The sequence below is a fragment of the Maribacter chungangensis genome (assembly GCF_042676845.1).
In the GTDB taxonomy this organism is placed as follows: Bacteria; Bacteroidota; Bacteroidia; order Flavobacteriales; family Flavobacteriaceae; genus Maribacter; species Maribacter chungangensis.
Map to the genome: position 1 here is coordinate 342,117 of NZ_JBHTHY010000006.1, position 12,600 is coordinate 354,716.

Here is a 12,600-nt window from a genome sequence, read left to right on the forward strand (position 1 = left end):
TATGAACAATGAACCGAATAAGAAAGGAAGATTATATTTAATTCCGACTACACTAGGCGATAGTCCGCCACTGGAAGTACTTCCTATTTCCATTAAACGGGCGATAGAAAGTATAGACCATTATATAGTGGAGAACGAAAAAACGGCACGGAATTTTATCAAAAAAATGAGTCCGAGAAAATCTCAACCTTCCTTGCAGTTGTTTGCACTGAACAAATTTACGGAAGCAACGGAAATACCAAGTTTTGTTGAACCTTGCCTAAATGGTTACGACATGGGTATTTTATCCGAGGCAGGTTGTCCAGGAATTGCAGATCCAGGTGCTTCTGTGGTTAAAATTGCGCATCAAAAACACATACAGGTAATTCCTTTGGTTGGCCCCTCCTCTATTGTGCTAGCGCTAATGGCCAGTGGATTAAATGGCCAGAACTTTGCATTCAATGGTTATCTGCCTATTGAGGCCACAGAAAGAAGGAAAGAAATCAAAAGACTAGAAAAAAAATCAAGAGACGAACAGCAGTCCCAAATTTTTATTGAAACTCCCTACCGCAATAATAAACTGCTAGAGGAGTTACATAAAACATTAACTGGAACCACCAATGTCTGTGTAGCTTGTGACTTGACCTTAAACACAGAATTCATAAGTACACGAACGGCATCCGAATGGAAAAAGGAAAAAATTGACCTACATAAGCGTCCGGCCATTTTTATTGTTCAGGCATAAAAAACCCCGACACTCCAACTTCAGGGCTATTTTATGTTTGGTATAAATCAAGACCGGAGATTTAGATTTCCAATATGAAGTAATTTATATGCTTGGGTTTTTTACGGCTTCGATACTAGAAATATCATAACCCGAAAACTCCTTAAGGTAATTAGCGATGTTGGTACCATAATCGTCCATCACATCTTTTTTTCCAAAAGAACGCAAATAACGTTTTACATTACCGGCCCCGGCCAGATGCGCGGCTGCAAGCATTCCGGATTCCGTAATTTCGATACCGCGAATATGCTTACCGACAAATCTTTTGATATCCCGCCTTAGGATCCATTTATTCCTGGCAATATTAATTTGGAACACTTTCTCCTGTAAAACAGGATCCTGTAAAAACTGTTGGTCATTGTGAACGCCCATCAGTTCTAAAGTACTCATGCCAAACTGATACTTGCCCAAATACCCAAACGTATTTACCACAAAATAATCTCCTTTAGATTCCTTAAAGGCCAACGCCTCCTTAAATCCAATAAAATCAGTTCCAGCAAAGGGAGGCACTAGTTTAATTTCGGTCATAGCAGTTTTATCTTTGGGAAACAGAACTGCAGTAGGTTTTCTTACTTTAAGTGGCTCAGGAACAGTTACTTTGAAAGGACTAAATCCAAAACCAGATAAAATAAACATCACGACGAGAGGACAAAAAACAATTATCCATCTTTTCATAGAATAAATTTCTTAAGACTTATGGCAAAATACCTGCTTAAATTTCAGGGGACAAAGTTAGACAGTAAAGTAACTTGTTATGGCAAGGTTATGTTAAAAATATACAAGAATAGTTAACATGTATTAAATTTCCGACAATTAACTATCTTTTTATCTTTTGAGCATTTATCCATCGGACGTATTGTACTTTATTTCGGCCATGTTGCGCTAAATCCTTTGCAAACATGTGATATCCAAAATTTTCTACGTTGGCAACCATATAGAAATAATTATGCTTTTCCGGATTTAAAACACCATCTACGGCACTGATATCCGGCATCGTGATAGGTCCAGGAGGCAAACCTGCGTTTTTATAGGTATTGTAAGGGGATTCAATTTCCAGATCCTTATATAGTACTCTTTTTATAATGGTATCAAAATTTCCCGTCTCCTTTTTTATAGCATAGATAACGGTGGGGTCGGCTTGCAATAACATTCCAGTGCGTAACCGGTTCAAGTAGAGACCGGCAACTTTTGGTCGCTCATCTATTTTCGCTGTTTCCTTATGCACAATAGAAGCTAAGGTCACCACTTCATTTTGGGTTAACCCCAGTGCTTTGGCCTTTGTTTTTCTTGCATCTGTCCAAAATCGATTATATTCGGTCAACATTCTGGTCCTAAATTCGACTGCATCGGTATTCCAAAAGAATTCATAGCTATTTGGAACATATAGTGCTAAACTTGTGTCCAAATCCATCTTATTTTCGGATAAAAAATCCGTATCCCTAAAGGCATTTAACAGACTAATGCTATCCGCTTCTATTTGATCAGAAATCCTGCCCGCAAGATCTGCCAAGGTTTCTTGATTGTTGAAAGCTACCTTTACAGGTATATTACCAACCCTAAGATTATTAATGAGTTCATTATTGTTCATTCCTTTTACTAGCCTGTATTTGCCCGCCCTTATATTTTCTGTATATCCCTTTCTTTTCGCTGCAGATTCAAAGGCGCCCACATCTTTTAACAAAGGCCCCAAATTCTTCTTTACGTCGGAAAATGAGGCATCGCTGGGAATAAAGACAAAAACTTCTTTATCTTCGAACGAGGTGTTCGGAGTAAAAAATGCACTATAGACCATATATGCAAAAGAACCGCCTACCACAAGTCCAAGTAAAACCAAGATCAGTAAAATTCGTTTAATGTTCATCTAGTCATTAATTTTTTGAAATAATACCTCATTTTTATATTCCCCATTACTACTGATCCAATCTTTTTTTACACCAACTTTTACAAAACCTAATTTTTGGAACAAATGGATTCCCCGCCCGTTATCTTCCAAGATATTGGCATAGAGCTGTTTTAACTCCAACACCGTAAACGCATAGTCGCAAAGTATTTGAAGCGCCTCCGCTCCTACTCCCTTGTTCCTATCCGTCTCCTTTATAACAACGATTCCAACACCCGCACGTCTATGCTTTGGGTCAAAATCGAATAAATCGATCAAGCCTAGCGTATTTCCCTCCGTTCCGCAAATAACAAGTCGCAGTTGCTTTACGTCATATATATCCCTATGGGCATTCTCCAAATAAAATTGTAGCACAGTTTTGGAATACGGGGTTACAGTACCACTTATTTCCCAAATATGGGTATTATTTTCCAATTCGTATAAAAACTGAAGATCTTCCTTTTCCAAAGCTCTTAAAAATAGATTGTTTCCTTTTAAGAGTTCCATTGCACCTCGCCTTTAAAGACCTGTTTGGCCTCTCCAATTAAATAAATTTTCTCGTACCCCTTATCCATTGGAGCAAAAGTAACTGCTAATCCCCCTCCTAAGACATGAACTTTTACGCTATTCTTTTTTGTCATACCAAGATGGTGCATTACCAAAGCAACAGCGGTAACCCCAGTGCCACATGAGAGTGTCTCGTTTTCAACACCACGTTCATAGGTGCGCACGAAAAATTCTCCGTGTTCTTTTTCTTCCACAAAATTAATGTTACTTCCCTCTTGTCCGTAAAGACCATAACGCAGTTTTGCCCCTTCGGATACGACATTAAATTGCGAAAGATCGGAAACGATTTGTACGTGATGTGGAGAACCGGTGTTCAAAAAAGAAGCTCCTTGCTTTGCTTTTATTTCTGTAACATCCTGCATTTTAAGATCAACCATTAAACCCTTAATCCTAGCATGATGTAGTCCATCTATTGCGCTAAAAGTGGTTTCATTTCCTATTATCTCTAAAAAATTTGCAAAGGACACTATGCAGCGCCCTCCATTACCGCACATTGTACTTTCATTGCCATCGGAGTTAAAGTACACCATTTTAAAATCGGATTTTTCGCAGTGTTCCAGCAGGATCAATCCGTCCGCACCGATACCGAATTTTCTATCACATAAATAGGCAATTCGTTTCCTATCTTCTTTAGGAAAGGTTCCCAGACGATTATCGATCATCACAAAATCATTTCCTGTACCTTGATACTTATAAAAGTTGATTTTCATTCTTAACTTAATAAAGCACAAAGATAGGATTTTATTAAAAGCTTCGATAGCAGTTAAAATGTCGTTAAAGGGGGAGCATAGGAGATAAAATCTACTAATTTTACTTTACAAAATATTAAAGTGTAACAAATGAAAAAAATAGGAAGCCTTTTGTTGGTCTCGATTTTTGCCGGGGCAATTACATTGGGAGCGTACAAGCTCCTTTTTGAGAAAACCAATTACGCCATTGTAAACCAAGAAGCAAGCGGCTCACTAATTAACACGAGCTTTACGCCAACATCTGCCAAAGGCGCCGGAATAAACGAAGTTGACTTCACCAATGCAGCCGAGACTACCGTAAACGCGGTAGTGCATGTGAAAAATGTAACACTTAGCAAGGCACCCACCTCCATGTTCGATTTTTTCTATGGATCGGGCGGTAGTGTAAAACCACAGGTAGGTACGGGATCGGGAGTAATAATTTCACAGGACGGTTACATTGTAACGAACAATCATGTAATTGCGCGTGCCAGTCAATTACAGGTTACACTTAACAACAACAAAACGTACGAAGCCGAGCTCATTGGTGCCGACCCTAATTCGGACATTGCACTTATAAAAATAGAAACAGACGAAAAACTACCTTATTTGGCCTTTGGTGATTCTGACAACGCCAAGATTGGGGAATGGGTTTTGGCCGTGGGAAATCCCTTTAACCTTACTTCTACCGTTACCGCAGGTATCGTTAGTGCAAAAGCCAGAAGTTTGGACACAAGAACGAACCAATCCTTTATTCAGACAGATGCAGCGGTTAATCCCGGAAACTCTGGTGGTGCATTGGTAAATACGAACGGAGACTTAATAGGAATTAATACGGCCATTTCTTCACAAACAGGCTCGTACGTTGGCTATTCTTTTGCCGTACCAAGTAATATTGCCAAAAAAATAGTGGAGGATATAATGGAGTACGGTAATGTGCAAAAAGGGTTTATCGGAATACGACCTGCACCCGTGAATACCAGGGATGCCGTAGAGCGGGGAATAAGTGATATAGAGGGTGTATACATAGAATACATTGAAGAAGAATCCGGAGCATCCGACGCTGAGCTGGCCATTGGGGACATCATTAAAAAAGTAGACGATATAGACGTTCGTAAATTTCCCGATTTAACGGGGTACCTATCTACCAAGCGTCCTAAGGATACTGTTAACTTGATAATAGAAAGGTCAGGAGAATTGATAAACGTACCCGTAGCACTTAAAAAACGACAAACTATAAACGTTCCAGAAATGGGGTTGGAAGTAAAAAACCTTACAGATTCGGATAAAAAGAAATTTAAGACCAACAAAGGTGTGAAAATTACAGGCGTACCGGAAAGATACAGAGGTTTTGGTCTTCAGGGTAAGGTGATCTTGCAAGTGGATGATAAAGAAATCGAGGATATAGAAGATGCAAAAAACGCGTTTGGCGCCATATCTAGATATGGTAAAACCGTAATTACCATGATAAGCGAAGAAGGTGAGCGAGAACGACTCATTTTTCAGTAGATCGAAAATACAATAGTAAAAAGCACCTTTTAAAAAGGTGCTTTTTTTATAATTCACATTTACTAAATGCCTGAAAATCTCTAGTTTTGCACTAAACCACTATAGATTCAAAAAAGTATAACGTTAATGTGGTATTTAAATCCCAAAAGGGTATTTGATTACTTCGTTATTTATATGCAATAACTCAATAATCAATTACGACTCATCAAATTTCTAAAAATACTTACAGAAACTAACGTCACCAGAATGCCACAGTATTTTGTAGAATAGATGTAGCAGTCAACGAGATACGTAATTCAACAACCATTATTTTTTATGTCACATAAATTATCCTACGAAAAAGAATTAGCTTTCCAAGCGGATCGCAGAAAAGCAACGACAGAGTTTATTAAAATTGTAAGTGACCTTTGGTATGATAAATCCATAGAAATAGTCCTATTTAAAAATCAGGCTATCGATAAAAACGTAAGCGACATTATTCATTTGCATGAGTATGCGGGAGAATTTGTGCAAAAACCGATTTCGATTTTTGATTCGGTAGAATTATTAAGGGCAATTAACGACATTAAATTACCTCCATCCAAGCTTGACATTGGAAAACTTACGTACGAATATCATGCAGACGACAATCACTTCAATAACGTAAAGTCCTTTGTTATTGAGAAATTAAAAGATGCCTCAACATTCGCAAGTATAGAGCCAAAAGATGTGGTGCTTTATGGATTTGGAAGAATTGGTCGTTTGTTGGCCAGGGAGCTGATGACAAAAACGGGCAAGGGAAACCAGTTAAGACTTCGCGCTATTGTAGTAAGAGGGTCTGCGGATGCCGAGGTGTTGGAAAAAAGAGCTAGTCTCTTACGCACGGATTCGGTTCACGGCACATTTTCGGGAACGGTACGAACCGACTTTGAAAATAATGCACTGATCATTAACGGCACCACGGTACATATCATCAATTCAGAAACACCAGAGGAAATAGATTACACTCAATACGGTATATCCAATGCACTTATTATTGATAATACCGGAGCATTTAGAGACAAAAAGGAGCTTTCTAGACATTTGATTGCAAAGGGGACATCAAAAGTACTGTTGACCGCACCTGGTAAGGAAGCTCCTAATATTGTTCATGGTGTTAACCATAAGGAATACAATCCGGATGACTTAAATGTGTTTTCCGCTGCATCGTGCACTACAAATGCCATTACCCCAATACTTAAGGTGATAGAGGATTCTTTTGGAATCAAAAAAGGGCATTTAGAAACCATACATGCCTATACCAACGACCAAAACCTCGTAGATAACATGCATGCCAAGTATAGAAGAGGAAGAGCCGCAGGACTAAATATGGTACTTACGGAAACAGGGGCGGGGGAAGCCGTATCCAAAGCACTACCTACATTACAAGGAAAATTGAGTTCCAATGCCATTAGAGTTCCTGTTCCCAACGGGTCTTTGGCCATCCTTAATCTGGATTTGTTGAACAAAACATCTATGGAAGGAGTAAATACCATATTAAAAAAATATGCACTTGAAGGCGATTTGGTAGAACAAATACAATATTCGTTGAGCAAAGAGTTGGTATCCTCCGACATTGTAGGTACATCGGCACCCGCCATTTATGACAGTAAAGCAACGTTAGTTTCCAAAAATGGAAAGAACCTAATACTCTATATTTGGTACGACAACGAGTATGGCTATTCCCATCAGGTAATACGTTTGGCAAAATATATTTCTAAGGTTCGTAGATACACGTATTACTAAAAAATACCCCCTACAAAACATCCCAAGTCCACATATTTAACGTACCTATTCCACAACAGGACCTTAAAACAAATTTTTCCTTAATTAAGATTAATAAATTACTTTAGTTCTCGCTAAATCATATTTTAATACCAATACAAATGAAAATCCCTAAATTACTTTGTTTTTTAATTGTCCTACTTAGCGTAAATATCCATTTTTCCCAAGAAACCGAAACGGAGGATAAGCTATCGCTGGACCAAGGTCCGATAAGCAGTCAATTCGACTATATTTCCAAAAGATCAGGTAACTATCGTGCAGACGGTATTCGCTATGAGGTGGTAAAGGAAAGTAATCTATACAAGCTGCGAAAAAATGTGTTGGACTCCTTGGCAGCTATTTCCAAAAAAACCGCTGAGCTAAATGCTACTATATCCGAACATGAGACGACCATTACGTCCCTCAATAAAAAATTGGAAGAAACAACTACAAGTCTAACCGCCGTAAGTGCAGAAAAAGACAACATGTCATTGCTCGGAGCTCAGGTGTCCAAAGGTACATACAACATTATTCTTTGGGCTATTATCGGCGCCCTGTTTTTATTATTGGGACTATTTATTTATCGGTTCAGAAACAGTAATGTACTCACACAAGAAGCAAAACAAAATCTTTCCGAACTAGAATTGGAATATGAAGATCACAGAAGAAGGGCTTTGGAGCGTGAGCAAAAAATAAGTAGACAGCTACAGGACGAACGCAATAAACAGAAAAAAACCAAATAGCTAAACTTAAACTCACTTTTGGAAGTTTTTTATACTACATGGTAACCATAAAGCAAGTCTCAGAGGCAGAACTGGAAGATATTCTACCTCTTTTTAACGCATACCGTCTTTTCTATGGTCAATTTATAAACGAGTCGGCAGCATTAGATTTTCTAAAAGATAGGTTAACAAAAAAAGAGTCCGTTATTTTCCTATCCTACAACAACAAAGTACCTGTAGGGTTTACACAACTATATCCAACGTTTTCATCTGTATCGCTCCAGTCGTCATTGATTTTAAATGATCTTTTTGTGCACAAGTCATACCGCAATAAAGGCATCGCAAAAAAGTTGTTGGAGGCAGCAAAAAGATATTGCGGCACTAACAATTATAAAGGTCTTGCTTTGGAAACTGCGACAGATAATCCTGCCCAATATTTGTATGAAAAAGAGGGATGGCAAAAAGATGTACATTGTTTTCATTACTTTTGGACGGCCAAATAAATGTGGTCACGACCAGCTATGAGAATAGACATTATTACCGTCCTCCCAGAACTATTAAAAAGTCCGTTTGAGGCCTCTATACTAAAGAGAGCAATAGAAAAAGGCTTGGTAGAGGTGCACTTTCATAATATTAGGGATTATACGGACAGCAGCTACAACCAAGTAGATGACTACCAGTTTGGTGGTGGCGCAGGCATGGTGATGATGATAGAACCAATAGATAAATGTATTTCCAAACTAAAATCCGAACGGAATTACGATGAAATTATCTATATGACACCCGATGGAGAAACGCTAAACCAAAAAACCGCTAATAGCCTTTCCTTACTGGAAAACATCATTGTACTTTGTGGTCATTATAAAGGTGTAGACCAGCGGGTTCGGGACGCTTTTATCACAAGAGAAATATCTATAGGAGATTATGTGCTTTCTGGTGGAGAATTGGGAGCAGCGGTACTGTGCGATACCATTATTCGATTAATACCGGGTGTATTGAACAATGAAACTTCGGCACTCACGGATAGCTTTCAAGACGGGTTGCTGGCTCCTCCTGTGTATACCAGGCCAGCGGAATATAAAGGAATGACGGTTCCTGAAGTACTTTTAAGCGGTAATTTTGGAAAAATAGAGACTTGGAGGGAGGATAAAGCACTGGAAAGAACAAAACAATTGCGGCCGGACCTTTTGAAATAGCGTATTTTGTTGAAACGCAGATAAAAATCTTAAAAAACACTTGCGGATTCTAAATTTAGAATTATTTTTGCACCCTGTTAAATTAACCTCTGACGATAATCGTGTATGTTGATTTGATTTAATTCCAATAGTAAATCAAAATATGGAATCATTAATTAAGTTTGTTCAAGACGAATTTGTAACAAAAAAAGAATTTCCAAAATTTTCCGCAGGAGATACCATCACTGTATATTACGAAATTAAGGAAGGCGAAAAAACGCGTACCCAGTTCTTTAAGGGCGTAGTTATCCAAAGAAGAGGTTCTGGAGCAACAGAAACATTCACCATTCGTAAGATGTCCGGTACCGTGGGGGTAGAACGTATATTTCCGGTAAATTTGCCGGCATTACAAAAAATAGAAATCAATAAAAAAGGTAAAGTGCGTAGAGCTCGTATCTATTACTTCAGGGAATTGACAGGTAAAAAGGCAAGAATAAAAGAAATAAGGTCTTAAGAAACCGATATACCGAACAAAAAGCACCAACAAACCAGTTGGTGCTTTTTTATGAACAATTGTTAACAACCAGTGTTTATAACGTGTTGATTTTTACTGCCATCGAAACCACACTTCTTTTACTACAAAATTGTACTTTTAGATTATAGCAATTGGAAATCATTAACGTAAAATTTGGTTTACGGTGGCTAGTATAAAGTTTACGTTCTTATATTGTTGTTTCATAACGAGTATAGGGTATTGTTCTCAAAACCACTATCATTGCGCTATGCGTTTTAGCAAAAAAGGCTGTCGCTTTTTTTACTATTGTGAACATCTAAGCAGTTAATGCCAAATGAGAAGACAACAAGAAGAAATGCCCAGTAGTTCCATATTGGTTGTCCAACCAGGATCGAAACGTATTTCAAACGTTGAATTAGTTAAGCGGATGCAATCAATGGTTGCCGTTTTAATACCAATTAAAACAAACAAAATCTGTAAACTACTTCTAAAAAGCCATATCAATGTACTTGTACGATGATATGGCTTTTGTTATTGCACATGTTCAATATCCAAAAAATTTACTGGCAAACATTCCGCTGAATCCTATTAATCGAGCCTAGATAAAATTGTATATTTGCTCCGCTTGAATTAAAACCAATTGTGCATGTCCAAAATTTTTTACACTAAAACAGACGAAGCCCCAGCTTTGGCCACAGAGTCATTTTTGCCTATAGTTAAGGCATTTACCAAAACTTCCGGAATACAGATAGAAACCAAGGATATTTCCCTGGCAGGAAGAATATCCGCTACATTTCCAGAACTGCTAAAAGAAAATCAACGCGTAAGCGATGATCTTTATGAACTAGGCCAGATGGCCAAAATGCCAGAGGCCAATATCATAAAACTACCCAATATTAGCGCCTCTATACCACAGTTAAAGGAAGCTATTGCAGAATTGCAGGCCAAGGGCTATGCAGTTCCGAACTACCCGGACGAACCTAGTTCCGATACCGAGAAAAAAATACGTACCAAATACGATAAAATAAAAGGAAGTGCGGTGAACCCTGTCCTAAGAGAAGGGAATTCGGATAGGCGGGCGCCGCGTGCCGTAAAGAATTACGCCAAAAAAAACCCGCACAGCATGGGTGCTTGGTCACCCGATTCCAAAACACACGTAGCCACCATGACAAATGGTGATTTTAAGGCTAATGAAAAATCCGTAACCCTAGATGCAGATACGGAAGTACAAATCACACTTACGACCCCCAAAAATACAATAACATTAAAGGGAAATACCGCATTACAAGCCGGTGAGGTCATAGACGCCACGGTAATGAGCAAGAAAGCCTTGTTGGCTTTCCTTGCCGAACAGGTATCGGATGCCAAGGACAAGGACGTTCTTTTTTCCGTGCACATGAAAGCTACCATGATGAAGGTTTCGGATCCAATTATTTTTGGCTATGTGGTAGCGACTTTTCTACAGCCGGTCTTTGAAAAACACCGCGAAGTTTTTAATGACTTGGGTATTAACCCTAACAACGGGCTTGATAATCTGTACAAGAAAATAGATACACTTCCTGCCCGGGAGAAGGCACAAATAATGAATGACATCAACACAGTACTCGGAGATAGGCCTTCCTTGGCCATGGTGAATTCCGATAAGGGAATCACGAACCTACATGTTCCCAGCGATGTAATCATAGATGCCTCCATGCCGGCCATGATCCGTAATTCAGGACAAATGTGGAATGCCGAGGGTAAACCTCAGGACACCAAAGCGGTAATCCCTGATAGTAGTTACGCAGGCGTTTATGCCACTACTATAGACTTTTGTAAAAGACACGGTGCATTTGACCCAACTACCATGGGTACGGTGCCCAATGTAGGTCTTATGGCGCAAAAAGCCGAAGAGTATGGATCCCACGACAAAACTTTTGAAATACAGGAAGACGGTATCGTAAGGGTAGAGGATATAACAACAGGCAAAACACTTTTGGAGCACCGCGTAGAACGCGGTGATATTTGGCGTATGTGCCAAGTAAAGGACGCTCCCGTACAGGACTGGGTCAAACTTGCTGTTTCCCGAGCAAAAGCAACGCAACATCCTACTATTTTTTGGTTGGATGCCAATAGGGCCCATGATGCCGAAATCATTAAAAAAGTACATACCTACCTACCCCAACATGATACGGCCGGATTGGATATTCGAATTCTGTCTCCAGTTGACGCCACCCAGTTAACCTTGGAAAGGATGAAGGCGGGAAAAGATACCATTTCTGTTTCCGGTAATGTACTTAGGGATTACCTAACAGATCTGTTTCCCATACTAGAGGTAGGAACCAGTGCTAAAATGCTCTCCATTGTACCATTGATGAACGGTGGCGGACTGTTCGAAACCGGTGCAGGAGGTTCCGCTCCAAAACATGTAGAGCAGTTTCTAGAAGAAGGTCACTTACGTTGGGATTCTCTAGGCGAGTTTTTAGCGCTTGGTGTATCCTTGGAATTCTTTGGTGAAAAAAATAACAATCCAAAAGCAAAAATACTTGGGGATGCATTGGACAGTGCCACCGAAAAATTTCTATTGAACGACAAATCACCTTCTAGAAAGGTAAACGAGCGGGACACGAGGGGCAGTCATTTTTATTTGGCCCTATATTGGGCGGAAGCCCTGGCCCGGCAAAATGATGATTTAGATCTTAAATCGGTATTTTCAACTGTTTTCGCGGAACTACAAGGCAAACAAGAACAAATTTCAAAAGAGCTTATATCCGCACAAGGGAAACCGCAGGATATCGGAGGCTATTACAAGCCCGATGCGAATTTGGCAGCAAAAGCAATGCGGCCAAGTCCTACCTTAAATGCTATTTTGGACGCTATCTAAGGTAAAAGAAAGTAAAATGAAAGACCTTCAATCCGAGGGTCTTTTTTTTTGCAAAAAACTGTTAAGATCAAGTCATACAGATATTTTCTAATTATTTT

At 39.2% G+C, this 12,600-nt stretch carries 12 protein-coding genes; 8 read left to right on the forward strand and 4 right to left on the reverse strand.

Annotated features, from left to right (window positions below; translation table 11 throughout):
* Position 1 precedes the first annotated feature (1 nt).
* Positions 2–724 carry an SAM-dependent methyltransferase gene (locus tag ACFQZJ_RS09530; protein ID WP_379934136.1) on the forward strand — a complete coding sequence of 241 codons (723 nt, stop codon included), beginning with the start codon at positions 2–4 and terminating at the stop codon, positions 722–724.
* Positions 725–808: 84 nt separating this feature from the next.
* Here ACFQZJ_RS09530 and ACFQZJ_RS09535 read toward each other — a convergent pair whose 3' ends face one another.
* The 4 genes from ACFQZJ_RS09535 to dapF all read right to left on the reverse strand — a co-directional run bounded on the left by ACFQZJ_RS09535 (position 809) and on the right by dapF (position 3,919).
* Positions 809–1,291: a hypothetical protein gene (locus ACFQZJ_RS09535; RefSeq protein WP_379934137.1), complete on the reverse strand. Its 483-nt coding sequence runs from the start codon at positions 1,289–1,291 to the stop codon at positions 809–811.
* A 289-nt stretch (positions 1,292–1,580) separates the two neighbouring features.
* Positions 1,581–2,624, reverse strand: coding sequence for an endolytic transglycosylase MltG (mltG, locus tag ACFQZJ_RS09540; RefSeq protein WP_379934138.1), 1,044 nt, complete (start codon positions 2,622–2,624; stop codon positions 1,581–1,583).
* Positions 2,625–3,149 (reverse strand): GNAT family N-acetyltransferase, encoded by a 525-nt coding sequence (locus ACFQZJ_RS09545; protein ID WP_379934139.1) that lies wholly within the window; start codon positions 3,147–3,149, stop codon positions 2,625–2,627. It abuts the gene before it with no gap.
* Positions 3,137–3,919, reverse strand: a complete 783-nt coding sequence (gene dapF, locus ACFQZJ_RS09550) for a diaminopimelate epimerase (RefSeq protein WP_379934140.1) — start codon at positions 3,917–3,919, stop codon at positions 3,137–3,139. Before dapF ends, ACFQZJ_RS09545 begins: the two co-directional genes overlap by 13 nt.
* Positions 3,920–4,048: 129 nt before the next feature.
* Between dapF and ACFQZJ_RS09555 the strand changes: the two genes are divergently transcribed.
* From ACFQZJ_RS09555 to ACFQZJ_RS09585, 7 genes are all read left to right on the forward strand, one after another.
* Entirely contained in the window at positions 4,049–5,446 is a 1,398-nt protein-coding gene (locus ACFQZJ_RS09555) for a trypsin-like peptidase domain-containing protein (RefSeq protein WP_379934141.1), read from the forward strand.
* 315 nt (positions 5,447–5,761) lie between these two features.
* Positions 5,762–7,210, forward strand: coding sequence for a glyceraldehyde-3-phosphate dehydrogenase (locus ACFQZJ_RS09560; RefSeq protein ID WP_379934142.1), 1,449 nt, complete (start codon positions 5,762–5,764; stop codon positions 7,208–7,210).
* Between the two features lie 140 nt (positions 7,211–7,350).
* The gene (locus ACFQZJ_RS09565; protein WP_379934143.1) at positions 7,351–7,971 is read left to right on the forward strand and encodes a tRNA (guanine-N1)-methyltransferase; all 621 of its coding nucleotides are present in this window, start codon (positions 7,351–7,353) and stop codon (positions 7,969–7,971) included.
* Between the two features lie 38 nt (positions 7,972–8,009).
* The gene (locus tag ACFQZJ_RS09570; RefSeq protein ID WP_379934144.1) at positions 8,010–8,453 is read left to right on the forward strand and encodes a GNAT family N-acetyltransferase; all 444 of its coding nucleotides are present in this window, start codon (positions 8,010–8,012) and stop codon (positions 8,451–8,453) included.
* 18 nt (positions 8,454–8,471) lie between these two features.
* On the forward strand, positions 8,472–9,146 hold the full coding sequence (gene trmD / locus ACFQZJ_RS09575) for a tRNA (guanosine(37)-N1)-methyltransferase TrmD (protein WP_379934145.1): 675 nt from the start codon (positions 8,472–8,474) through the stop codon (positions 9,144–9,146).
* A 142-nt stretch (positions 9,147–9,288) separates the two neighbouring features.
* Positions 9,289–9,639, forward strand: coding sequence for a 50S ribosomal protein L19 (gene rplS / locus ACFQZJ_RS09580; RefSeq protein ID WP_379934146.1), 351 nt, complete (start codon positions 9,289–9,291; stop codon positions 9,637–9,639).
* A 646-nt stretch (positions 9,640–10,285) separates the two neighbouring features.
* Positions 10,286–12,502: an NADP-dependent isocitrate dehydrogenase gene (locus ACFQZJ_RS09585; protein WP_379934147.1), complete on the forward strand. Its 2,217-nt coding sequence runs from the start codon at positions 10,286–10,288 to the stop codon at positions 12,500–12,502.
* Positions 12,503–12,600 lie beyond the last annotated feature (98 nt).